Annotated in this window: 20 protein-coding genes; 9 read left to right on the forward strand and 11 right to left on the reverse strand. The window is 73.1% G+C overall.

The window, feature by feature from the left end:
* Positions 1–13: 13 nt before the first annotated feature.
* From ACFVGW_RS08110 to ACFVGW_RS08130, 5 genes are all read right to left on the reverse strand, one after another.
* Positions 14–3172: an efflux RND transporter permease subunit gene (locus tag ACFVGW_RS08110; RefSeq protein ID WP_385851262.1), complete on the reverse strand. Its 3159-nt coding sequence runs from the start codon at positions 3170–3172 to the stop codon at positions 14–16.
* 149 nt (positions 3173–3321) lie between these two features.
* Complete coding sequence (locus ACFVGW_RS08115; RefSeq protein ID WP_352189334.1) at positions 3322–4014, reverse strand: response regulator transcription factor; 693 nt, start codon at positions 4012–4014, stop codon at positions 3322–3324.
* Positions 4011–5240, reverse strand: coding sequence for a sensor histidine kinase (locus tag ACFVGW_RS08120; protein ID WP_385851263.1), 1230 nt, complete (start codon positions 5238–5240; stop codon positions 4011–4013). The genes ACFVGW_RS08115 and ACFVGW_RS08120 overlap by 4 nt, the downstream gene beginning before the upstream one ends.
* 86 nt (positions 5241–5326) lie before the next feature.
* Positions 5327–5605, reverse strand: coding sequence for a hypothetical protein (locus ACFVGW_RS08125; protein ID WP_352189336.1), 279 nt, complete (start codon positions 5603–5605; stop codon positions 5327–5329).
* An 84-nt stretch (positions 5606–5689) separates the two neighbouring features.
* Entirely contained in the window at positions 5690–6487 is a 798-nt protein-coding gene (locus tag ACFVGW_RS08130; protein ID WP_383174477.1) for a PspA/IM30 family protein, read from the reverse strand.
* A 269-nt stretch (positions 6488–6756) separates the two neighbouring features.
* On the opposite strand from ACFVGW_RS08130, the gene ACFVGW_RS08135 reads away from it, so the two are divergent.
* Complete coding sequence (locus tag ACFVGW_RS08135) at positions 6757–7353, forward strand: DUF3043 domain-containing protein (RefSeq protein WP_383229204.1); 597 nt, start codon at positions 6757–6759, stop codon at positions 7351–7353.
* 92 nt (positions 7354–7445) lie between these two features.
* Entirely contained in the window at positions 7446–8180 is a 735-nt protein-coding gene (locus ACFVGW_RS08140) for a class I SAM-dependent methyltransferase (protein ID WP_385851317.1), read from the forward strand.
* A gap of 186 nt (positions 8181–8366) precedes the next feature.
* On the opposite strand, the gene ACFVGW_RS08145 is transcribed toward ACFVGW_RS08140, so the two are convergent.
* Positions 8367–8576 (reverse strand): hypothetical protein, encoded by a 210-nt coding sequence (locus ACFVGW_RS08145; protein ID WP_352189339.1) that lies wholly within the window; start codon positions 8574–8576, stop codon positions 8367–8369.
* Positions 8577–8667: 91 nt separating this feature from the next.
* Between ACFVGW_RS08145 and ACFVGW_RS08150 the strand changes: the two genes are divergently transcribed.
* From ACFVGW_RS08150 to ACFVGW_RS08165, 4 genes are all read left to right on the forward strand, one after another.
* Complete coding sequence (locus tag ACFVGW_RS08150; RefSeq protein ID WP_385851264.1) at positions 8668–9873, forward strand: bifunctional adenosylcobinamide kinase/adenosylcobinamide-phosphate guanylyltransferase; 1206 nt, start codon at positions 8668–8670, stop codon at positions 9871–9873.
* A 47-nt stretch (positions 9874–9920) separates the two neighbouring features.
* Entirely contained in the window at positions 9921–11006 is a 1086-nt protein-coding gene (gene cobT, locus ACFVGW_RS08155) for a nicotinate-nucleotide--dimethylbenzimidazole phosphoribosyltransferase (RefSeq protein WP_385851265.1), read from the forward strand.
* Positions 11007–11126: 120 nt separating this feature from the next.
* Positions 11127–12890 carry a phosphatidylglycerol lysyltransferase domain-containing protein gene (locus ACFVGW_RS08160; RefSeq protein WP_385851266.1) on the forward strand — a complete coding sequence of 588 codons (1764 nt, stop codon included), beginning with the start codon at positions 11127–11129 and terminating at the stop codon, positions 12888–12890.
* The gene (locus ACFVGW_RS08165; protein WP_385851267.1) at positions 12887–13609 is read left to right on the forward strand and encodes a hypothetical protein; all 723 of its coding nucleotides are present in this window, start codon (positions 12887–12889) and stop codon (positions 13607–13609) included. The genes ACFVGW_RS08160 and ACFVGW_RS08165 overlap by 4 nt, the downstream gene beginning before the upstream one ends.
* Here the strand turns inward: ACFVGW_RS08165 and ACFVGW_RS08170 are convergent.
* Positions 13537–14316: a hypothetical protein gene (locus tag ACFVGW_RS08170; RefSeq protein ID WP_385851268.1), complete on the reverse strand. Its 780-nt coding sequence runs from the start codon at positions 14314–14316 to the stop codon at positions 13537–13539. The genes ACFVGW_RS08165 and ACFVGW_RS08170 overlap by 73 nt on opposite strands.
* Before the next feature lie 76 nt (positions 14317–14392).
* Between ACFVGW_RS08170 and cobS the strand changes: the two genes are divergently transcribed.
* A complete protein-coding gene (gene cobS, locus ACFVGW_RS08175) occupies positions 14393–15175 on the forward strand; it encodes an adenosylcobinamide-GDP ribazoletransferase (protein ID WP_383229211.1) in 783 nt (260 codons plus the stop codon).
* Positions 15176–15200: 25 nt separating this feature from the next.
* Here the strand turns inward: cobS and ACFVGW_RS08180 are convergent, their stop codons facing one another.
* Entirely contained in the window at positions 15201–19376 is a 4176-nt protein-coding gene (locus ACFVGW_RS08180; RefSeq protein ID WP_385851269.1) for a tetratricopeptide repeat protein, read from the reverse strand.
* A gap of 98 nt (positions 19377–19474) precedes the next feature.
* Between ACFVGW_RS08180 and ACFVGW_RS08185 the strand changes: the two genes are divergently transcribed.
* The gene (locus ACFVGW_RS08185) at positions 19475–19636 is read left to right on the forward strand and encodes a hypothetical protein (RefSeq protein WP_383228738.1); all 162 of its coding nucleotides are present in this window, start codon (positions 19475–19477) and stop codon (positions 19634–19636) included.
* Entirely contained in the window at positions 19633–20277 is a 645-nt protein-coding gene (locus ACFVGW_RS08190; RefSeq protein WP_385851270.1) for a hypothetical protein, read from the forward strand. The genes ACFVGW_RS08185 and ACFVGW_RS08190 overlap by 4 nt, the downstream gene beginning before the upstream one ends.
* A 32-nt stretch (positions 20278–20309) precedes the next feature.
* Here the strand turns inward: ACFVGW_RS08190 and ACFVGW_RS08195 are convergent, their stop codons facing one another.
* Genes ACFVGW_RS08195 through pelF form a run of 3 tightly spaced genes read right to left on the reverse strand, consistent with a single transcriptional unit; the run spans position 20310 to position 23874 of the window.
* Positions 20310–20963 (reverse strand): spherulation-specific family 4 protein, encoded by a 654-nt coding sequence (locus ACFVGW_RS08195; protein ID WP_385851271.1) that lies wholly within the window; start codon positions 20961–20963, stop codon positions 20310–20312.
* 8 nt (positions 20964–20971) lie between these two features.
* Positions 20972–22363 (reverse strand): hypothetical protein, encoded by a 1392-nt coding sequence (locus tag ACFVGW_RS08200; RefSeq protein ID WP_385851272.1) that lies wholly within the window; start codon positions 22361–22363, stop codon positions 20972–20974.
* Positions 22360–23874, reverse strand: coding sequence for a GT4 family glycosyltransferase PelF (pelF, locus tag ACFVGW_RS08205; protein ID WP_352189351.1), 1515 nt, complete (start codon positions 23872–23874; stop codon positions 22360–22362). The genes ACFVGW_RS08200 and pelF overlap by 4 nt, the downstream gene beginning before the upstream one ends.
* Positions 23875–23892: the final 18 nt, after the last annotated feature.

Raw genomic sequence — 23892 nt, forward strand, 5'->3', positions numbered from 1 at the left:
TCGCCGTGGGGCGTCAGAGGTCGAGCGCGTCCAGCAGCGTCGCGTCCGCGGGGGTCACGTCCGGCTGCTCGGGGTTGTCGAGCGTGCCGTCCCGCTTCTTCGCCTTCTTCGCCTTCCTGGCCGCCTTCTTCTTCGCGCGGCGCTCCTTGCGGAGCTCCACCATCGCGTAGAGCGTCGGGACGAGCAGCAGCGTCAGCAGCGTCGACGTGATCAGACCGCCGATGACCACCACCGCCAGCGGCTGGGCGATGAAGCCGCCCTCGCCGGTGATGCCGAGCGCCATCGGGAGCAGTGCGAAGATCGTCGCCAGGGCCGTCATCAGGATCGGGCGGAGCCGGTGACGGCCACCCTCGACGACCGCCTCGACGATCCCCAGACCCTGCGACCTGTACTGGTTGATCAGGTCGATCAGGACGATCGCGTTGGTGACCACGATGCCGATCAGCATCAGCATGCCGATCATCGCCGGGACGCCCATGGCCGTGCCCGTGATCACGAGCAGACCGATCGCGCCGGTCGCCGCGAACGGGATCGACACCAGCAGGATCAGCGGCTGGATCAGCGACTTGAAGGTCGCGACCAGGAGCATGAAGACGATCGCGATCGCCGCGAGCATCGCGAGACCGAGGTTGACGAACGCCTCGGACTGGTCCTCGGAGACACCGCCGATGGAGGCGGTCGCGCCCTTCGGGAGGTCCAGCGCCGCGATCTTCGACTGGAGGTCCGCGCTCACCGCGCCGGTGTTGTCACCGGTCGGCTTGGCCGTGATCGTCGCGGCCCGCGAGCCGTCGATCCGGGTCATCGAGACGGGGCCCGGGACCAGCTTCACCTCGGCGATGTCACCGAGCGCGACCGGCCCGAGCGGCAGCGCCTTGAGGCTCTCCAACGTGGTGGCCGGCCTCGCCGAGGTCAGGACGATGTCCCGCTCGGTGTCGTCGAGGATCGCCTTGCCCGCCGGGGTGCCGCGGACCGCCTGCGCGACCGCCATGCCGAGCGTCGTGTCGTCGAAGCCGAGGTCCGCCGCCTTGGCGTTGGCCTTGACGGAGATCCGCGGCACGGACTGCGACAGGTCGCTCTGGACGTCGGTGACGTCCTTCAGCTTCGCGACCTCCGCCTTGACCGCCTCGGAGGCCTTCTTCAGGGTGTCCGCGTCGGAGGCCTTGACCACCACGCTCAGGTCCTGGCTGCCGAAGCCGTCGCCCGCCGCGATCGTCGTGTCGCCGATGCCGTCGAGCTCGCCGAGGGCCTTGTCGATGGCGTCGCGGGTCTTCTCGTACGACGCCGAATCCTCCAGCGTCACCTGGTACGAGGCCTGGTTGGCCCCCGTGCCGCCGCCGAAGGCGGCCATGAAGCCCGAGGAGCCGACCGTGACCTGGTAGTTCTTCACCCCGTCGGTGGAGGCGAGGACCTTCTCGATCTTCTTCGCGGACTCGTCGGCGGCCGCGAGGCTCGTACCGGGAGCCAGCTCCTGCTTGATGCTCAGGACCTCCTGCTCGCCCTGGTCGAAGAAGTTCGTCTTCAGGAGCGGCGCCATGCCGAAGGTGCCGACCAGGACGACGATCGCGATCGCCACGCTGGTGAGGCGGCGCCGGGTCGCGAACCGCAGGACCGGGACGTACAGGCGCTGCAGCCGGCTCCTGCTCTCCTTCTCCTCCGCCAGGCGCCGGGCCTCGTCCGGGTCCTCCGACGTGCCCTTGGGGGCGCGCAGGAACCAGAACGAGAGCACCGGGACGACGGTCAGCGAGACCAGGAGCGAGGCGAGCAGGGCCGCGGAGACCGTCAGGCTGAACGAGCCGAACAGCTCGCCGACCATGCCGCCGACCAGACCGATCGGGAGGAACACCGCGACGGTGGTGAGCGTGGAGGAGGTCACGGCGCCCGCGACCTCGCGCACGGCGGTGAGGATCGCGGCCTGGCGCTCCTCGCCGTAGCCGAGGTGCCGCTTGATGTTCTCCAGGACCACGATCGAGTCGTCGACGACCCGGCCGATGGCGATGGTGAGGGCGCCCAGCGTCAGCATGTTGAGCGAGAGGTCACGGGTCCACAGCACGATCAGGGCCAGGACGACCGAGAGCGGGATGGAGACCGCCGTGACCAGGGTGGAGCGGATCGAGGCGAGGAAGACCAGGATCACCAGGACGGCCATGACGAGACCGAGCGCGCCCTCCGTGGTCAGACCGGAGATCGACTTGGAGACCGCGGGGCCCTGGTCGGAGACGACGGTGAGCTCGGCGCCCGAGCCGAGGTCCGCGCGCAGCTCGGGGAGCTTGTCCTTGACCGCGTCCGAGATGGCGACGGCGCTTCCGTCGTTGTCCATGGTGGCCATGACGGCGAGGCTCGGCCTGCCGTCCGTACGGGTGATGGAGACCCGGGAGGCCTCCGTCTGCTTCACCGTGGCCACGTCGGCGAGGCGGACGGCTCCGCCCTTCTCGGGCTTGATGCGCAAGTCCTGGATCTGCTGCAGCGAGGTGAAGCCGCCACCGACCTGGACCGTGCGGCTCTTGCCGTCCTCGGCGAAGGAACCGGCGGGCACCGTGCCGCCGCCCGACCGGACGGCCTCGGCGAGCTTCATGGTGGTGAGGCCGGCCGCGGCGAGCTTCCTGTCGTCGGGGGTGACGGAGACCTGGAGGTCCTGCACGCCGTCGATGGAGACCTGGCCGACGCCGTCGATGTCCTCCAGGGCGGGGACGACCGTGCGCTCCAGCTGGTCGGCGAGCGCCTGCTGGTCCTTGTCCGAGGTGACGGCGAGGACGACCGTCGGGATGTCGTCGGTGGAACCGGCGACGACCTGCGGGTCGACACCGTCGGGAAGCGCCACGCGCGCCCGGTTCACGGCCTGCTGGACGTCGGCGACGAGCTGCTTGGTGCCCTCGTCGCCGTAGTCGAAGGTGGCCATGATGAGGGCGTTGCCCTCGGAGGCGGTGGAGGTGACGCCCTTGATGCCGTCGACGGCCTTGATCGTGCTTTCGAGCGGTTCGACGACCTGCTTCTCGACCACATCGGGCGACGCGCCCTGGTAGGGGGCGAGGACCGAGACCATCGGGAGCTCGATCGAGGGCAGCAGTTGCTGCTTCAGCTGCGGGATGGCTATCGCCCCGAAGACGATGGCCACGATGGACATCAGCCCGATCAGGGCCCGTTGCGCGAGGCTGAATCTGGACAGCCAGGACATGGGGTCTCTCTTCTGTGGCGTGCTCGGCAGGCGGGCGGTGACGGGTGCCCGCTCTCCACGATCAGCCATGGGAAGCGCCGGATCCTCGGCCCCGGGGTCCAATTCCTTATCCGGCGCATACCGCGTCTGGAGTACGCCGGAGTACTCCCTCACTCCACCCTTGGACGTACCAGCCCCGACTCGTACGCCGTGACGACCAGCTGGGCCCTGTCCCGCGCGCCGAGCTTGGCCATGGTCCGGTTCACGTGCGTCTTCACCGTGAGGGGGCTGACCTCCAGGCGTTCGGCGATCTCGTCGTTGGAGTGGCCGCCCGCGACGAGGACGAGGACTTCGCGTTCACGGGTGGTGAGGGCGGTCAGCCGCTCGGAGTACGCCGGGGAGTCCGGGTCGCCGTCGGGTCCCGCACTTCCGCCCTGCGCCAGGAACGTGGCGATCAGGCCCTTGGTCGCGACGGGCGAGAGCAGGGCCTCCCCGGCGGCGGCGATGCGGATGGCGTTGAGCAGCTCGTCCGGTTCCGCGCCCTTGCCGAGGAAGCCCGAGGCCCCGGCGCGGAGCGACTGCACGACGTACTCGTCGACCTCGAAGGTGGTCAGCATGACGATCCGTACGTCGGACAGCTCCGGGTCCGCGGTGATGAGACGGGTGGCGGCCAGCCCGTCCGTACCCGGCATCCGGATGTCCATCAGGACGACGTCGGGCCCGGTGGACCGGGCGAGCGCGACCGCCTCGGCCCCGTCCGCCGCCTCGGCGACGACCTCCATGTCCGGCTCGGAGTCCACCAGCACCTTGAACGCGCTGCGCAGCAGCGCCTGGTCGTCGGCGAGCAGCACTCGGATGGTCATGCGTCCTCCCCCGTACGGGCCGTCACGGGCAGTATCGCCTGGACGCGGAAGCCCCCGCCGTACCGGGGTGCCGCGGTCAGGGTGCCGCCGAGGGCGCCGACGCGCTCGCGCATCCCGATCAGGCCGTGGCCGCCCGTGCCGTCGCCGGTCGCCGACTGCTGCGGTACGCCGTTGTCGAGGACGGTGATCTCGACGGTCCGGCCGACCCGGACGACGCTCACCTCGGCCTTGGCGTCAGGGCCGGCGTGCTTCTGCACGTTGGTCAGCGCCTCCTGGATGATCCGGTACGCGGCGAGGTCGACGGCCGCCGGCAGCGCGGCGTCGTCGGAGGCGCGCGCCAGCTCGACCGGGAGGCCGGCGTGACGGAAGGTGGCGAGGAGCTCGTCGAGGACGGTGAGGCCGGGCGCCGGTTCGGTGGGCGCCTCCGGGTCGCCGGACTGACGGAGCAGGCCGACGGTGGCGCGCAGCTCGTTGAGAGCGGAGCGGCTGGCGTTGCGGACGTGGGCCAGGGCCTCCTTGGCCTGGTCGGGCCGCCTGTCCATGACATGGGCGGCGACCCCGGCCTGGACGTTGACCAGCGCGATGTGGTGGGCGACGACGTCGTGCAGATCGCGGGCGATCCGCAGGCGCTCCTCGGCGACCCTGCGCCGGGCCTCCTCGTCCCGGGTCCGCTCGGCGCGCTCGGCCCGCTCCCGGATGGCGTCGACGAAGGCGCGGCGGCTGCGGACGGCGTCGCCCGCGGCCGCGGCCATACCGGTCCAGGCGAAGACGCCGAGGTTCTCCTGCGCGTACCAGGGGGTGGGTCCGAACAGCATCGCGCCGCAGGTCAGCACGGCCATCGTGGTGAGGCCGACGCGCCAGGTGGTGGGGCGGTCGGTGCGGGCGGCGACCGTGAAGAGCGCGATGACGGTGCTCATCGTGACGGGGGCCGGACTGTTGTCGGTGATCAGCTCGACGAGGGTGACGGCGCCGGTGAAGGCGAGGACGGCGAGCGGGTCCCGCCGCCGCAGCACGAGGGCGCCGGCCCCGAGCACCATGAGGAGCACGCTGCTCGCGTCGGGGGTGCGGTCGCCGAAGGTGGGGCCGTTGCGGCTGCCGTGGGGGTCGGCGAAGGAGGCCGTGATCATGCAGACGAGCACGGCGAACGCGAGGGCCCCGTCGAAGGCGAGGGGATGCGCCCGCAGCCACTGCCGGCCTCGCTGGAAGCCGCTGTCGAGGGAGGTCACGACAGGCAACGGTACGGGGTGCGACGCACCGGTGCCCCGCTCCTTCGGATGAGGGGCGGGGCACCGGTGCGTTGGAGTCGTGCGGCTCAGCCCGGGATCAGGCCGTCGTCCGAGAGCATCTCGCGCACCTCTTCGAGGGTCGCGTCCGGCGACGGCAGGATCAGTTCGGAGGGCTCCAGGGCGTCGTCCGGAAGGGGTTCACCGACCCGGCGGACCTCGTCGAGCAGGGCGCACAGGGTCCGGCGGAAGCCGTCGGAGTCCCCCGACTCCATCTCTGCGAGCAGCTTGTCGTCGAGCTTGTTCAGCTCGGCGACGTGGCTGTCGGCCAGCGTCCGCTGGCCCTCCCCCATGATCCGTACGATCATGACGCGTCCTTCGGGCTCGTTACCGCTCGGTGCCGCTTCCCGCTCTCCTGCTTACTCCTGCCGGCTCCTGCTCGCGACCGCTCGTCACTGCTTGTCGAAGCGCGGCCGGGACTGCTGCTGGTCCTGCGGCGTGGCCGCTCCGTTGCCGCCCTCGATCGCCTGCTTCGAGGCCGAGGGACCGCCGGCCAGCTCCGCCTTCATCCGCTGGAGCTCCAGCTCGACGTCCGTACCGCCGGACAGCCGGTCCAGCTCCGCCTGGATGTCGTCCTTGGCCAGGCCCGACTGGTCGTCGAGCGCGCCCGAGGCGAGCAGCTCGTCGATCGCGCCGGCCCGTGCCTGGAGCTGCGCCGTCTTGTCCTCGGCGCGCTGGATGGCCACGCCGACGTCGCTCATCTCCTCCGAGATGCCGGAGAAGGACTCGGCGATCCGGGTCTGCGCCTGGGCGGCCGTGTACGTCGCCTTGATGGTCTCCTTCTTCGTGCGGAAGGCGTCCACCTTGGCCTGGAGGCGCTGCGCGGCGAGCGTGAGCTTCTCCTCCTCACCCTGCAGCGTCTGGTGCTGCACCTCGAGGTCGCTCACCTGCTGCTGGAGCGCCGCCCGCCGGGAGAGCGCCTCACGGGCCAGGTCCTCGCGGCCGAGCGCCAGCGCCTTGCGGCCCTGGTCCTCCAGCTTCGCGGACTGGCCCTGGAGCTGGTTCAGCTGCAGTTCGAGCCGCTTGCGCGACGTCGCCACGTCGGCGACGCCCCGGCGGACCTTCTGCAGAAGCTCCAGCTGCTTCTGGTAGGAGTAATCGAGGGTCTCGCGCGGATCCTCGGCCCGGTCAAGGGCCTTGTTTGCCTTCGCGCGGAAGATCATCCCCATACGCTTCATGACACCGCTCATGGGCTTCGCGCGCCCCCTTCTGACGGACTCGGCTCAAGCACTCCAACAGGATCCACAGTACGGGCCCTGTCTCCATTGACGCACTGTTCGGGGCCGGATGTGCTCCTCCCCAAGGACGAGTACGAGCGGACTCTCTCCGGCCCAGGGAGTAGGTGGACCTCGGGGAAACCGTGCGTGTCGTCCGTACGTACCCCCACAGACGCGGGCCGATACCAGATCGTTCCCGCCCACACTGGGGTCCACACCCCCCACCACGTACCCTGGGCTTTGTGTTCCGTAGCCGTTCCAAGGAAGAGAAGGTCCCCACCGACAAGGTGACGGCAGACCTCTCCAAGCAGCCCCGCGACCCCGAGGCCCCCAAGGGCCGCCCGACCCCGAAGCGGAGTGACGCGCAGACCCAGCGCCGTCGCGCCGCGACGGTGCCGACCGACCGCAAGGAGGCCGCCAAGCGCCAGCGCGAGGCCCGCCGCTCCGACCTGGCCCGCCAGCGCGAGGCGCTGGCCAGCGGCGACGAGCGTTATCTGCCGGCCCGCGACAAGGGTCCGGTCCGTCGCTTCGTGCGCGACTTCGTCGACTCGCGCTTCGCGATCGCCGAGTTCTTCCTCCCGATGGCCGTGGTGATCCTCGTGCTGTCGATGATCCGCGTCCCGGTGCTGCAGAACGTCTCTCTGCTGCTCTGGCTCGGTGTGATCGTGATGATCGTCATCGACTCGATCGGCATCTGGCTCCGCCTGAAGAAGCAGCTCAACGAGCGCTTCCCGAACGAGCCGAAGCGCGGTGCCGTGGCCTACGGCCTGATGCGTACGCTCCAGATGCGCCGACTGCGGCTGCCGAAGCCGCAGGTCAAGCGCGGAGAGCGGCCCTGAGCGCGGGAAGCTCCGAGTCCGGCACGGGTACGGGTACGGGTGGCGGTCCGCTGCTGCCCGCCACCTCACCCTGGCCGAGCGGGTACGGCGGGCTGCGCGAGACCGTCCGCCAGGAGCTCGTCGCCCGCCAGCTCGACGAGCAGATAGCCGGCCGCTACCCGGTGGGCCAGCGGCTGCGGATCCTGGACGCGGGCATGGGGCAGGGCACCCAGGCCCTGCGCCTCGCCAGGGCCGGTCACACGGTGACCGGTCTGGAGGCCGATCCCGACCTGCTCAAGGCCGCCCGTGAGTCGCTGGCCACCGAGCCGGCCGGGATCCGTGAGCGGGTCCGGCTGATCGAGGGCGACGGCCGCGAGACGGGCGTGCACTTCCTGCCGGGCAGTTTCGACGTCGTGCTCTGCCACGGCGTGCTGATGTACGCGGACGAGCCGGACGCTCTCCTCGCGGGCCTCGCCCGGATGCTGGCGCCCGGGGGTCTGCTCTCCCTGGTCGTGCGGAACGCCGACTCCCTGGCCATGCGGCCGGGCCTGGCCGGGGACTGGTCGGGCGCGCTGTCCGGCTTCGAATCGGACACGTACACCGACGACAACGGATTCAAGGTACGGGCCGACCGGCTCGACGCGCTGACGTCGACGCTGGCGGGGATCGCCGCACCGCTGCACGCCTGGTACGGCGTGCGGGTCCTGACCGACGGCGTGGCGGGCGATGTGGGTCTGCCGGCCGCCGAGGAGCTCGAGCGGCTGCTCGCCGCGGAGGACCGGGCCGGGCGAACCGAGCCGTACCGCAGGGTCGCGGCGCTGCTGCACCTGTGCGGGGTACGGGGCTGACGCCGACGCGTCCCGCGCCCCCTGATCGGCCGCCCCCACGAAGGCGTGCGAACCCGACGAACGTCGACTCCGGACATGGACGACCCCCTGTCCGGCACCGCGCCGCACCCCGAGCGCGGACCGGCACCACAGAGGCGGCCCGGGACCCTCGGGCCCCGGGCCGCCCCGGCGTCTCTACGGAGCGGTCTAGGCCTCGGCCGCGCTCGTGAGCGACATCGTGTAGATCTTCCCGTCGTCCTCGAAGAGGGTGACCTGCTCGACGCCGCCCTCCAGGAGCTCCTTCCAGACCTCACCGATCCAGGATTCGGCGTCGCCCTGGGTGGTCCAGTCCTCCGGCTCCACCGCGGGAGCCGTCTCCGAGCCGTCGGCCTTCTCGAACCGCCACGTCCATGCCATGTCCGCCTCCTGAGGTTCACCGGATGATCGGTTTCCTGCCCGCAGCGTAGCCGGGCGCGCACCCCTTGCGGCGACGCGGGAGGATCAAGGGGTGGAACTGACTCTGCTCGGCACCGGCGCCCCGACCGGGCTCCCCCGCCCCGAATGCCCCTGCGCCGTGTGCGCGTCCTCCCGCGGCGACCGGGCGCGGGCGGCCACCTCGCTGCTCGTGGACGAGTCGCTGCTGCTCGATCTGACGCCCGGGGCCGCGCTGGCGGCCGCCCGGGCCGGGCATTCGCTGGTGGGCGTGCGGCAGGTGCTCCTCACGCATCCGCACGACGGGCCCGCGGTGGAGGTGCCCGCCGGGCTGCCGGCCGCCGGGCGGGTGCCGGACGGCCGGGAGCTGACGCTGATCAGCGGGCACCGGGTGCGGGCCGTGTCGATGGACTCGCCCGGTACCGGGTACGAGGTGACGTCCCCGGACGGCGAGCGGCTGCTGTACCTTCCGCCCGGCGGCTCCCCCGCCGGCCTGCCGGACGATCACCGGCCGCCGTACGACATGGTCGTCATGGACGTCACGGGCCGGTCCGACGCGCTGGCCCGGCTGCGGTCGACCGGGGCGGTCGGCGCGAGCACCGACGTGATCGCCGTCCACCTCGACCACGACGTGCCGAACGGTGCCGAGCTGGACCGCCGGCTCGCCGCCGCCGGGGCGCGGACGGTGCCGGACGGCACGACCCTGTACGTCGGCGAGTACCACGCCGTGCCCGACGTGCCCCGGCGCACGCTGGTGACCGGCGGGGCGCGGTCGGGCAAGTCGGTGGAGGCCGAGCGGCGCCTGGAGACCTTCCCCGAGGTGCTGTACGTGGCGACCGGCGGGACGCGCGAGGGCGACCCGGAGTGGGCGCAGCGGGTGGCCCTGCACCGGGACCGGCGGCCGGGCTCCTGGCGTACGGCCGAGACCTGTGACCTCGTACCGCTGCTCCAGGAGGACGGGGGTCCCGCGCTGCTGATCGACTGTCTGTCGCTCTGGCTGACGGACGCCATGGACCGGGTGGGTGCGTGGGACGAGGAGCGGTGGGCGGACGGCGGGCAGGAGGCGCTGCGGAAGCGGGTCGAGGAGCTGGTGGCGGCGGTCCGCGCCACGTCCCGTACGGTCGTCGCCGTCACCAACGAGGTGGGGTCGGGGGTCGTGCCGGGCACCGCGTCGGGGCGGCGGTACCGGGACGAGCTGGGCCGGCTGAACGCGGCCTTCGGGGACGAGTGCGAGCAGGTGCTCCTCGTCGTCTCGGGCCAGGCGCTGGTGCTGCGCGGGTAGGGTTCGATCACCCATTCCATCGCCGACCGACGTCACGAGGAAGAGCCTTGAACCTGGACGACTTCTCCGATCTGATCGAGCGCCCCGACGGCGGGGTGCGACGTGACGCCGAGGAACGCCGGGAGCGGCTGATCGTTCCGCCCGGTGCGCTCGGCCGGCTCGACGAACTCGGCGAGTGGCTCTCGGCGGCGCAGGGGTCGGTCGAGGTGCGGGCGATCGAGCAGCCGAGGGTGGTGCTCTTCGCGGGCGATCACGGGGTGGCCTCGCTCGGGGTGTCGGGCCGTGAGGCCGGGACGGCGCACGAGCTCGTCCGCTCGGTGCTGGACGGGGCGAGTCCGGTGGCGGTGCTGGCGCGCAGCGCGCGGGTGCCGGTGCGGGTGGTGGACGCCGGTCTCGACTGCGATCCGGAGCTGTTGCCCGCCGAGGTCGTACGGCACCGGGTGCGGCGCGGCAGCGGCCGGATCGACCTCGAGAACGCGATGACCGCCGAGGAGGCCGAGGCGGCGATCCGGCTCGGCATGGCGATCGCCGACGAGGAGGCCGATTCGGGGACCGATCTGGTCGTGCTCGGCGATCTGAGCGTGGGCGGTACGACGCCGGCCTCGACCCTGATCGCGGCCCTGTGCGGGACGGACGCCTCGGTGGTCACAGGCCGTGGTGGCACGGGCATCGACGATCTGGCGTGGATGCGCAAGTGCGCGGCCGTCCGTGACGCGCTGCGGCGCGCGCGGCCGGTCCTGGGCGACCAGCTGGAGCTGCTCGCCGCGGTCGGCGGGGCGGATCTGGCGGCGATGACGGGCTTCCTGCTGCAGAGCGCCGTGCGCCGGATGCCGGTGATCCTGGACGGTGTGGTGGCGGCGGCCTGCGCGCTGGTGGCGCAGCGGGCGGCGTTCCGGGCGCCGGACTGGTGGCTGGCGGGCCAGGTGAGCGGTGAGCCGGCGCAGGCGAAGGCGCTGGACCGGATGGCGCTCAACCCGTTGCTCGATCACGGCGTCACTGTGGGCGAGGGAACCGGGGCACTGCTCGCCTTGCCCCTCGTCCGGGCCGCCGCCGCGCTGGCGGCGGAGCTGCCCGAGCGTCCGGAGGAGACCGTTCCGCAGGACGCACCGGTCGGCGCGCCCGACGAGGACTAGACGGATCACGGCGCCGGAAGCGGTCCGTTCCCCGAGGACTCCGTCCTGGGGACCCCATCGGGCGGACGACCGCTTCCGTCGCCCCGCCATGGCAAGCGATGCCCCATATGATCGCTTTTCATGGGAGAGGTCCGTTTGTCCGCCGAAGGAACGCCCCGGGGCACCACCCCGCGCTCGCGGCGCAGCGCCGCGTTCGCCGTCTGGTACCTGCGCGCCGTCACGTTCATCAACTTCCTGAGCGCCGTCTGGGTCTCGCTCGGCCAGGACCTGCGCCGGCACAACACGGACGACTACTTCACGCCGTACCTGCTGACAGCGGGCTTCGCCTCGGGCGTCTTCACGCTCTTCCTGGCGATCACCATGCGCCGCCGCAAGCGCGCCGCGTGGATCCTCAACATCGTCCTCAGCGGTCTCTTCCTGCTGCTCTTCGCCCTGGCCATGGCCTTCCCCGAGATCCGGCAGCACGCCCAGAACTGGGTCTCGCTCGCCCTGACGGCCGCGTTCGTCCTCGCGCTGGTCCTCGGCCGCAAGGAGTTCTACGCCAAGGGCGACCGCTCCAACCCGCTGCTCGCCGCGGTCGTCGCGGTCGGCGGCCTCCTGGTCACCTCGCTCCTCGCCGCCTTCCTGGTCACCGTCACCAACACCTCGACGGGCACCTCGACGTTCCTCGAGCGCTGGCGGTACGGCGTCATGCGGCTGATCACCCTGGCCGCCGACGACTCGCGCTTCGACGGGATCGCCACCCCCGGCTGGGTCAACGTCACCATCAACGTGCTCTCCACCCTGCTGATCATCGCCGTGCTCTACGCAGCGTTCCGCTCGCGCCGGGCCGTCGACCCGCTCACCGACGAGGACGAGGAGAGGCTGCGGCGCATCCTGGAGAAGCAGGGCGAACGCGACTCGCTCGGCTACTTCGCCCTGCGCCGCGAGAAGAGCGTGGTCTGGTCCCCCAGCGAGAAGGCCGCCATCGCCTACCGGGTCGTCGGCGGGGTGTCGCTCGCCTCGGGCGACCCGATCGGCGACCCCGAGGCCTGGCCCGGCGCCATCGAGCCGTGGCTGGCCGAGGCCCGCGAGCACGGCTGGATCCCGGCCGTCATGGGCGCGAGCGAGGAGGCCGGCACCGTCTACGCCCGGCACGGCCTGGACGCCCTGGAGCTGGGCGACGAGGCGATCGTGGAGACCGACGAGTTCACCCTCGACGGCCGGGCCATGCGGACGGTCCGGCAGGCGTACAACCGGGTGAAGCGGGCCGGGTACGAGGTCCGGATCCGGCGTCACGAGGACATCCCCGCCGACGAGATGGACGAGCTGCTCCGCAAGGCCGACGACTGGCGCGACGGCGCCACCGAGCGCGGCTTCTCCATGGCGCTCGGCCGGCTCGGCGATCCCCGGGACGGCCGCTGCGTGATGCTGGAGTGCAGCGACGAGACCGGCGCGCTGCGGGCGGTGCTCTCGTTCGTCCCCTGGGGGCCCAAGGGCCTCTCGCTGGACCTGATGCGCCGTGACCGGGACGCGGAGAACGGCCTGATGGAGTTCATGGTCATCGAGCTCCTCCAGCGCGCCAAGGAGATCGGGATCACTCAGGTCTCGCTCAACTTCGCCATGTTCCGCTCCGTCTTCGAACGTGGCTCGAAGCTCGGGGCGGGACCCGTGCTGCGGATGTGGCGTTCCCTCCTCAGCTTCTTCTCCCGCTGGTGGCAGATCGAGTCGCTGTACCGCGCCAACGCCAAGTACCGACCGATCTGGGAGCCCCGCTTCATGCTCTTCGAGAAGAGCGCCGACCTGCTGCGCATCGGCCTCGCCGCCGGACGCGCCGAGGGCTTCCTGGAGGCCCCCGGCCTGCCGAAGTGGATGCACCGCAAGCACCTGGAGGGCAAGCGGTGAGGTCCGCGCTCAAGGACTTCGCCCGCCGCGAGTGGGGGCCGCTGTACACCGCCGTACGGACCGCGCTCGTGACCCGGCGGTGGAGGGCGATACCGATGACGCTGGGTGCCGTCTGCCTCACGGCGCTCTTCCAGCTCGTGCAGAACCAGGACTGGGGATACCAGCCGGTCCAGAACATCGGCTCGGTACGGGCCGAGGACCCGCTCTGGCTCGCCCTGCTGCGGACCCCGCTCTCGCTCTTCGTACCGGCGCTGGACCTGCCGGTGTGGGGCGCGCTCGCACAGCTGCTGCTGGTCTTCGGCATCGCCGAGATATGCCTGGGGCGGCGGCGGACGCTCGCCCTCGCGTATCTCGCGACGCTGGCCGGGACGCTGTACGCGCGTGTGGGCATCGCCCTCGGCCCGGAGGGCCCGCTGGGACTGCCCGCCTCCGACGCGCGGGTCGTCGACACCGGGCCGTCCGCGGCCGTGGTCGGCCTCGCCGTGTACGTCTGCCGGCGCTACCGGGCCCGGTGGACCGGGGCCCTCGTGGTCGTCGCCATGGTGGTGGAGGTCCTGGTCAAGACCAACCTCGCGGGCAAGGAACACCTCGCGGCGATCGCCGCCGTGCTGGTGCTCATGGCGGTCGAGTCCTGGCGGGAGCGCCGTCAGCCGCCGCCGCCGGACCCCGAGCCGGAACGGCCCGGCACCCGTTCCTGGAAGCCGCCGATCACGTCCTGAAGTCTGCGTCGCACCTTGTCCCAGCGCCGGTCGTGCCGGTAGGTGCGCAGCCGGGAGCGGGCGCGCGCCTTGGGGCGGCGCCGGTAGAAGCGCCGGGACCACCAGGAGCCCGGCCGCGCGAGGCGGACGGACCCGACGATCGCGACGAACGGCACCAGGGTCCCCATCACCGCCAGCCGGAACTTCCCCTTCACCAGCGCGATCAGGACGAAGAGGAAGTTGACGAGCAGGGTGAGGACGAAGGCGCCCCGGTTCTGGCGCTGGTCCTCGGTGAGTTCGTTGACACCGAGCGGCGAGAAGCCGCCGAGGACCAGCATCACCAGGGCGGCGGTCAGGACGACGACCTCGACGCTCTTGCGCCCCTGGTCGCTCCAGTAGACGTCGTCGAGGTGGAGGATCAGCGCGAACTCGTCCAGGACGAGCCCCGCGCCGACCCCGAAGACCGCCGCGAAGACACAGGCGGTGACGCCTTCCCGGCCGCTGGCGACCGCCCCGAAGCCGCCGAGGACGGTGAGGACGACGCCCGGCACGACATGGTGGATGTGGAGTCCGCCGGCGGACTTCACATTGCCGAACGGGCCCTTCCCCGCCCGGATCATCCGCACGATCGTCCGCGTGACCAGGAACGTCACCATGAACGAGAACAGGGCGATGAGCAGCGGGAGCTTTCCCGGCTCGACGAAGTTGCGGTAGAACCAGTGACCCATGCCACCTGCTTCGGATTTGCACCGTATACGCGATATGCGCAACTTACAGGGTGGAGGCCTGGCTTACCCTGCCCGGATGGACGGCCTGCGTTTCGCCTTCGGCACCCTCACCGTGCTCCCCGCCCGCATCACCCGCTGGGACAGGGACGCGGCGCGCGCCGGCATGCTCTGGGCCCCCTTCGCGGGCCTCGTCGTCGGGCTTCTCGCGGCCGCACCCGGCGGAGTGCTCCTGCTGCTCGGCTCCGGTCCGCTGCTCGCCGCGGTCGCCACGGCGGCCGTGCCGGCACTGCTGACCCGCGGTCTGCACCTGGACGGACTGGCGGACACGGCGGACGGGCTCGGCAGCGCGAAGCCGGCCGAGGACGCGCTGCGCATCATGAAGCAGTCGGACATCGGACCGTTCGGTGTGATCGTGCTGCTCTTCGTCCTCCTCGCCCAGGTCGCCGCGTTGTACCGGCTGTACGAGGAGGGCTGGGCGTACGGCGCGGTCGGCGCCGTCCTCGCCGCGACCGTCGCCCGGCTCGCGCTCACCCACGCCTCCCGCGAGGGCATCCCGGCGGCCCGCCCCGAAGGCCTGGGCGCGATGGTCGCCGCCACCGTCCCGCCCCGCGCCGCGTCCCTCGTCACCGCGGCCGTCCTGGTGACCTGCGCCGCGGCCGGCGCGCTGTTCTCCCCCTACGACGCCCTGCGCCACGTCCTCGCGGCGGGCGCGGGGCTCGCCGCGGCGGCGCTGCTGCTGCGCCGCTGCGTGCGGAGGTTCGGCGGGGTGACGGGCGACGTGTTCGGGGCGGTGGAGGAGGTGACGGCCACGGTGGTGCTCGTCGCCCTGACCCTGGGCACGGTCCAGCCCGCTCCCTGATCCGGCCTGATCCACACGACACGGCCTAAGGGGTGTCCGTCGTCGGCAGGGTGGCGATGAGGGAGAGGACGGCCGAGACCGACGCCTCGTCGACGTGGCGGCGCAGCAGGCGGGTGAACTCCTCCTCGCCGAGCGCGTCGCGCTGCCGGCGCAGGGCCGTGCGGTTGAGGACCGCGTTGTCCGACCCCACCTGGTGGTTGAGGAGGAGGGCCCGCACCATCAGCGGCACCGCCTCCTCGGGAAGCCCCTGCCCCGCCCGGAGGTTGCCCAGCTCGCCGTAGTCGAGCGCGACCTCCTCCCAGGCGCCGGCCGCCTCGTCGATCGCGAGGCACTCGCGGTAGCACCGTTCGGCCAGCTCCATGTCGCCCCGGAGCTGGGCCACCTGGCCGAGGTGGAACGTGCTGTTGGAGACCCCCGCCCGGTTGCCCAGTCGTCGTTTCACCTCCACCGAGGCGCGCAGGTACTCCTCCGCCTCCGCGTAGGCGCCCCGGTCCTGGCACACCTTGCCGAGCTGGTGGAGCACGATGGCCCGGTTGGTGTCGTTCCCCATCCGCTCGAAGAGCGTGAGCGCGTCCCGGTAGCTCCGCTCGGCAGCCTCCAGCTGTCGGGTCTTCAGGTTCACGAGCCCGAGTTCCTCGTGGCACTTGGCGACGGCCTCGGTGTAGCCGGCCGCCTCGCACACCGGCAGGGCGCGCAGCAGGATCATCCGGGCCGCGCCGTACGCACCCCGCTTGCCTGCCGAGATGGCCAGCTGCACATAGGCGGTGCCCAAGGTCGACGGAGTCCGCTCGGAGTCGAGCATCCGGACGAACCGCGCGGTGATCTCCGTGACATGACCCGCGGTCCCTGGGTCGAGATGCATCCGCAGGGTCCGGTCGAAGGTGCCGGCGCCGAGCTCCATCCGCTGGACGCCCAGCCAGTCGAGGTCCTGGTGACCGGCCCGGTCCCGTCGCCCTTCGATCCAGGCCTGGAGCGTGCACGGCACCGCGTCCTCCGCCCGCCCCATGACCGTCCGTACGGGGCCGAGTTTCCGGTTGCACGCGGCGAGATGCCCCTGCTCCCCGAGCGCCGCGTACACGGCGCTCGCGCGGGAGAAGCACGTCTCCGCCCAGGGCAGGTCGCCGAGGTCGCGCGAGATCTCGCCGAGCAGTTCGCAGCCCTCGGCAATGTGCGTACTGCTCCCGATCGCCTCGAAGATCTCCAGGGCCGCTCTCGCGTGCGCGTGCGCCGTCACGTGGTCGAGACGGGCCAGCCCGATCTTCGCCAGCCTGTGCCGCCCGTTCGCCTCGTTCACCCGGTCTCCCAGGGTGATGTGGTGGGAGAGCGCGACACGCGTGCACCGTTCCGACTTCTCGTAGTCCTTCGCGCGGAAGGCCAGGATGCCGATCTGGTGCTGCGCGGCCGCGACCCCCGCGAGGTCGCCCAGCTCCTCGCAGATGGTCAGCGCCTCGACGTACTGCCGCTCCGCGAGCCGGTCGTCGCCCCGCCGGCCGGCATGGTGGGCGAGTTCGTGCAGGGTGATGGCCACCCGTGCGCGCTCCCCGGCGCGTTCCGTGATCGCCATCGACTCCCGGTACAGCCGCTCCGACTCGTCGTGGTCCCCCCGGTGCCCGGCGAGCAGGCCCAGGTTGTGCAGCACACCCCCGACCAGGGCGTCCTCCCCCAGCTCCGCGAACCGGGACATCGCCTCCCGGTAGCGCCGCTCGGCCCCCGTGTACCGCCCGCGGCGGGCGTCCAGGCCGCCCAGCTCCGAGAGACACTCGGCGGCTGCCAGCGACCCCGGTGCGGCCAGCGCCAGCGCCTCCCGGCGCAGCCGCTCCTCCCGGGCCCACTGGCCGCTCCGCGCGAGCTCGCGGCAGGCCTCCTCGGTGCGTGCGAGGGCCCTCGGCACCCGGCCGCCCGCCAGTTCGTGGAACCGCGCCTCCAGTGCGTAGCCGATGTAGGTGTCCTGGGCCGTCGTCGTGCCGCACCGCCACGCCCAGTACGCCCCCGCCCTGCGGTGGGCGCGGGTCAGCGCCTCCGGGCCGGCGACGCGCGCGAGCGCCTCGGCGGTCCAGCGGTGCACCAGATAGCCGTCGCCCGCGGGCGCGAGCAGCCCGAGGTGCAGGAGGCGCGCCAGGGCCTCGTCCAGACCGTCCGGCTCGTCCGGCGGCTCCGTCGCCCCGGACGGGTCGGTCGCGCCGGACGGATCCGCGGACGCGGCGGCCAGCTGCCACCCGAGTCCGGTCAGGTCCACCGGAAGCCGGTACACGGCCGCGCCGAGGAGCAGCCGTCGCGCCGAGGGGAACGCGTCGAGCCGGGCGAGCAGCTCCGGCAGGAGCACGTCCCGCGCGATCAGCGCCCCGGTCTCGTCCACCTTCCGGCCCAGCCCGCCGCCCGGGACGTTCTCGCGGGCGACCGCGGCCCCCAGGCGTGCGCTCACCTCGCCGAAGCGGGCCGCGTCGTCCCGCAGCAGCGCGTCGAGGTACTCCAGGGACCGGGGATGGCCGCCCAGACGGGCCCACACCTGGGCCCGCTCGGGCGGCGACAGGGCGTCGATGCCGGGCAGGCGCCAGATCAGCTTCCGGGTCTCCTGCCAGGTCAGCGGCCCGAGATGAAGGTGATCGACACCCGCGACCGGGAAGGGATGCCTGCTGGTGACGAGGGTGCCGTGGCGCTCCGCCCAGACCTGGAGGAACTCCGCGAGCTCCGCGTCGGCAAGGTGGTGCTCCTCGTCGAGATTGTCCTCGGCGTCGTCGAGGACGAGCAGGAGCGGTACGGCGTCCCGCGCGGGCGCCCCCAGCAGCTCCCGCCAGTCGCGTCCGGGCTCGTGCAGGGCGATCACCCACTGGTGCAGCGGATGGGTCTCGTCGAGCCCGTTCCGGGCGCAGTGGGCGCCCAGCCGGCGGCGCAGCTGCTCCATGATCGCGTCGACGGTCGTCCCGCCGGCGACGGCCACCACGACAGCGTCGGGCGCGGCCACCGTGAAGCGGTGGACCAGTTCGGCCGCGAGGCTCGTCTTGCCGACGCCTCCGATGCCGTGCAGCAGGACCCGCGGCTCGCCGTCGGCCAGCGTGCGCAGGGTCCTCCGGCGGCCGACGAAGTCGTGCCGTGCGCGGACCGTGCCGTCGGCCACGACCGCAGGGGGGTGGGGCCGGGCGAGGGAGGCGGCGGGCGGTTCCGGGCGGTGGGCGGGGGGCGCCCCGGCGGAGGGGCGGCCGCCCGGCCGTGACGCCGGATCGGCGAGGAACAGCGTCGGCGTCGCCCACTCGGGAACGGGCCGTGGTTCGCGGGCGAGCTCCCTGCGCACCTCGGAGAAGACGGCCAGCAGGTCCGCGTGCGGGCGGCGCGTCAGCCTCTCGTACAGGCGAGCGCAGAGTTCGATGGCGTAGTCGTCGCTGACGGCGCCGTTCATCGCCAGTACGGCCTGGGCGCCGTGGTCCAGCAGGCTCCTGGCCAGACCGGGCAGTTCGGCCTGTCCCTCCAGGGCGGTGGAACAGCCCGCCAGCACGATGAGCGGCACCTCGCCGCCGGTCGGCAGGACGTCCCGTACGAAGCGCCCCGCGTCCACCGCGTCCTCCTCGCCCGTCGGCGTCTCCAGGAGCAGGGCGCCGGGGCGGGCGTGGCAGGAGATGTGCAGGACGTCGCAGGGGTCCGCGTCGAGCGCGGACCGGATCGCCGCCGTGCTGCCCCACTCCAGGACCCGTACCCGGTGCCCCGAGCGGCGGCCGGGCTCCACCGCGTCCAGGATCCTGGCCCATTCCCGTTCGTAGTCGAGGAGCTCCCCCGAGCTGTCGTCGGGGGCGGCGACCGCGGCGACGATCCGCAGGGGGCCGCCGGCCGCGGCGGGGGCGGGCCCGCCGGTGCGCCGCGTCGTCCGGTACAGGTCGACGCCGGGGTCGAGCGCCAGCGGGACGTCGCGACCGGGCGGAACGAGGGTCTCCCAGGGCAGGTCGGCCACCGTCGGATCGGTCACGTCGACGCCGACCCGGTGGCGGCCCGGCCGCCGCAGCTCCGCCGACAGCGCCCGGCCGACGGGGCCGTCCAGGAAGCGGTCCAACAGCGCGGCCCCCACCTCCCGCAGCAGGTCGTCCGAGGGTGCCCTGCGCAGCCGCCACAGCAGATCGGCCGTGCGCTGGCTCTCCGCCTTCGGCGTCTGCGCGGTGGTGACGCCCCCGATGTCGCACCGCACGCTCGTGGTGCCGATGTCCAGCCTGATCACGTGAGCCCCCGCTCCGTCCCGCCCCACCGTGCCCCGTCACACCACCCGTACCCCGTTTCCGTGGTGACGCCAACTGCCCATCCGGCCATACTGAGTTCATGACCGACGCCCCGGAGGAGCCCCCGCAGCCGAACGCGGTGCGGGTCAACGACGCCGGCCTCCTGGAGTACTTCGACGGGGAGGTGTGGGCGCCGTACGTGGACCTGCCGGACGACGACCCCGGGCCGCTCGGCCTCGTGATCCGGGGGGAGTCCCCGTGAGCAGCCCGGCGGCCAGGGACTCCGGCCCCGCCGTCCTCGACGCCCTGCCCTCGCCGCTGGACTCCGTCGCCGACAGCCGGGAGGCCGCGCGGTGGACCCTCGCGTCCACCGGCGCCGTCGGCGCGCTGCTGCTCGGCGGCGGCCCGTTGCTCGCCGTGGGGCGGATCGACGACTGGGCCCACGCGGCCTGGGCGGGTGGCGGCCTGTTCGTGGCCCTGCTCGGCATCGCCTGGGCGATGTGGCAGACCAGCGAGGTCCTCGTCCCGCCGCTGACCACGCCCGAGATCCTCACCTCACCGGCCCTGCGCGGGCTGCGCGAGCGGTTCGACGCGGCGCCCGGCTTCTACTTCGGCTCCGCCGCCACCGACGTCGAGGGCCTGTTGCGGCACCGCCGGGTCGCCACGGAGATCTCCCGGCGGCTGGCGACCGCAGGAGCGGCGGAACGGGCGGCGCTGGAACAGGGGTTGGCCACGGCCCACCGCAACATCGCGCGGACGGACCCGTACCTGCGCTGGCTGCTGGCGACCGCCCACGCCTGGATCGTGCGGGAGAAGCTGCGCAGGGCCCGGCGGCACACCTTCCTCTCCGCCGTGCTCGTCATCGTCGGCGCGGTGGTCTTCCTCGGCGCGACGGGACGCTGAGCCGGCCCGGCACCGCCGGGCCGGGCCGGGCCCTAGCCGGACGGCGCCGGGTCGGGCTCCCGGGCCAGGGCGTGCGGAAGGGTGCCCCAGGGGTGGGGACCCGTGCCCGGGACCGCGCAGTGGACGCGGGTCGTCGGGAGCGCGCCGCGCGGAGCCGCGTAGACCAGGTGGCAGTAGTGGTCGGCGAGCGGCAGATCGAGGCCCCGGTAGGAGTCCCAGGGGCCCTCGAACGTGACCAGCAGGTCCGCGAGTTCGGCGTAGCCCGGGTCGGGATGGGCGCCGTGGTTGAGGACCAGGGTGCGGGCGCCCGCGGCGCGGGCGGCGACGGATATGCGACGGACGTGGGCGAGGGCCTCGGGCGCGGTCGGCACCTGGTCGAGGAAGGCCCCGTCGGCTCCGTACCAGTCGCGGTGGCGCAGCAGTTCCGCGACGACCTCGCCGTGCGGGCGCCGCCCGTAGGCGGTGTCGGTGTAGCCGAGAACCCGGACCCCGGCGGCATGGAGCCGTGCGGCGACGGCGGCGAAGCCGGGGTCGGGGGCCGTCCCCGCGCCGCTCGCGGGGTTGAGGACGACGCCGTACAGGGACGGAGCGGCCGCGACCACGGCGTCCCACTCCTCGGGCCGGTCGGCGGGGTGCTCGTAGAACGGCACGAGCAAGGCAGGGCTGGAGCGGGTGGCGGGGGTCACGGACTTCCTCAGACGCGGTGGGCGGTCGGGCGGACGAGCAGCGCGCACGTCAGGACGGCGAGGACGGCCGCGGCCACGGCGGAGACGGCCGGGCCCGAACTCGGGGCGAGGGTCTGGGTCGCGGCGGCGGCCACGCAGACGGCGGCCGCGCTGCGCACCGCGCCGAAGGCCTGGAGGAGCAGGCCGAGCCAGAGCACGACCCCGACGAGCACGAGTCCGACGAGCCGGGCGCCGCCCAGCGCCTCGGCTCCCGGCCACAGCAGGGTGCCGACGGCGGCCAGGGTGAGGAGGACGCCGAGGTAGGCGCCGAGGCAGTGGACGAGGTTCCCGGCCGCGGCCCGCCGGAAGGCGCGAGCGGTGGTGAGCGTCCGCAGCCGGGCGAGGCTGACGCTGCGGAACCGGTGGAGCAGCCACTCGGCGGGCCCCATCGAGAGCGTGAGCGCGACCACGGGCCCCGCGCCCGTGACGAGGGCGTCGCCGGTCCCCGCGTACAGCACGAGGAGTCCGGTGCCGAGGCCGAACAGGCCGTACGGGAGCGAGGCGGCGAGCGGAGGTCCGGAACGGGGCCGCCGCAGAGGCCCCGGGCGCAGCACCGTCGCCGCGAAGGCGGTCGCGGCCGCCAGGGAGAGGACGGGCAGGCCGGCCCTGACCGGGTCGGGGAGGTCGAACCAGAGCGCGGGCACGGCCCCGAGCAGCGGTGACAGCGCGCAGAGCAGGGCGCGTTCACGGCCGAGGACGAGCAGGACGGTCGCGGCGCCCAGATACAGGGCCTGGCCCGCCGCGAACACCACGGCCGGCCAGTCGCCGGGCCCCGCGGCCGCGAACGCGACCGCGGAGCCGAGGAGACCGCCCGCCGGGGCGCCGAGGAGCAGGGTGCGGGCGGCGGCCGCGGGGTCGCCGAGACCGAGCCAGGAGTACGCGCGGTGGGAGAGTGCCTGGTTCCACACCCATCCGGCCACGGCCCCCGCGAGCAGCGGGGTGGTGCTCGCCCCGCCCAGGAGCGGGGCGCCCAGGACGTAGGCGAGCCCGGGCAGCGCGAAGACGAGACCGCGCAGCAGACAGCCGGCGAGCCCGAGGTGCCACGGCCCGGCGGGCGCGGCCTGGGGCCGGGGGTGGTGCCGTTCGACGCGCGCGTAGATGTCCTCGGCGAGCGCGAAGGAGTCGGCGCGGCCGTAGGTGAGACGTATGTGGTCGTCCGTCATGCCGTCGGACTCCAGGATCGCCGCTATCTCGTCCGGGTGCACGGCGCGGGCCGCCAACGCGCTCAGGCGGTGGGCGAGTTCGCTGACGGGATCGTCGGCGTACGCCGAGTCGTGCGGGGAGCCGGTCACGCGCTGGCGCGGGACCACGGGCAGGGTGTCGCGCATCGTGCCGTTCTTCAGCCAGAGGGAGCCGCTCATGACAGGGAGCCTCCGCCCACGAGTTCCTGGCGCCAGGGGTCGGTGAGGAGCGCCGTCCAGTCCTCCGCCTCGGGCGCGGTGTGGACGGGCCGGCCGGCGAGCTCGCGGTAGATCCGGCGGAAGCCGTCCACGGAGCGGTGCAGGGTGAACCGGTCGACGACCCGCTGCCGGGCCCTGCGCCCCAGTTCGGCCCTGCGCGCGCCGTCCCGCAGCAGTTCCGTGACGGCCGCGGCCATCACGGCGGGCTCGCGGGGCGGGACGACGAGTCCGGTGTCGCCGACGGCCTCCCGTACCCCGCCGACGTCGGTGGAGACCGTGGCCCGGCCGCAGGACATCGCCTCGATCAGGGAGAACGGGAAGCCCTCGCTGATCGAGGAGAGCATCACCACGCTTCCGGCCGCGTAGGCGCGGGCCACGTCGGAGACCCGCCCCTCGAAGGTGATGCCGTCGGTCACGCCCAGCTCGGCGGCGAGCTTCTCCAGACGGGTCAGGTAGTCCTCGTTGCCCGCGGGGACCGGCCCGAACAACCGCAGCCGCAGCTCCGGCAGTTCGGCGCGGGTGATGGCGTACGCGCGGATCAGCGTCTCCAGGTCCTTGATGGGGTCGACGCGGCCGCACCAGCTGAGCGTGGGGACCTCCGGCTCGGGGCCGGCGTCGGGGAACGCGGCCGGATCGACGCCGTTGTAGACGGTCCGGATGCGCTCGGCGGGAGCGCCGCCGCGCTCCTCCCAGCGCCGGTTGTACTGGTTGCACGGGGTGATCAGGTCGGCCTTGCGGTAGCCGAGGGTGTTGAGCTCGCGGTAGAAGCCGAGCATCAGGGCCTTGACCGGCCAGCGCTGGGCCTCGGTGCGGTAGCCGAGGTAGCGCTCCCGCAGGTAGATGCCGTGTTCGGTCAGCAGGAACGGCACTCCTTCGAAGTGCTGGGCGGTCAGCGCGGGCAGGGTCGCGAGTCCGCTGGAGACCGCGTGCGCGACGCTGTCGTCGGGTATCCGGGCGGCGAGCGGGCGCAGCGCGTGTTCGAGCAGGTCGGTGGCGGTGAGCGCGTCGTGGACGGTGGGCCGGGCGGCTGCCGTCGGCAGATGGGGCATGGTCCAGATCCACATCAGCGAGCGGAGCGCGTGCTCGGAGCGCAGGGCGGCGGTGAGGCCGCCGCGCCGGGCCGCTTCGGCGAGGGCGTAGAGGCTCTCGCCGAAGTCGCAGCCCGAGCCGGGGTCGAGGATGGAGAGCAGGAAGCGCTCGTAGGTGTCGATGAAGCGGCGGCGCTCACGGCCCCGCGGGGCCCGCCCCCGCTCCGGGGCGGTGCCCCAGAGCGGGAAGGCGGTGTGCTGGTAGATGTTCGGCGGCAGCTCCCAGGTCACGGGCTCACGGCCGCTGCCGGTGAGGGCGAGGATCTGGAAGTCGACCTCGGGCATGCCCCGGACGAGCTGGTCGCACCAGGTGCTCACTCCCCCGTGGACGTGCGGATAGGTGCCTTCCGTGAGCATGGTGACGTGACGGCCACTGCTCGGCATGTGCGTTTCCCCCAGAAC

Source organism: Streptomyces sp. NPDC127129 (assembly GCF_042671585.1).
Classification (GTDB): Bacteria; Actinomycetota; Actinomycetes; order Streptomycetales; family Streptomycetaceae; genus Streptomyces.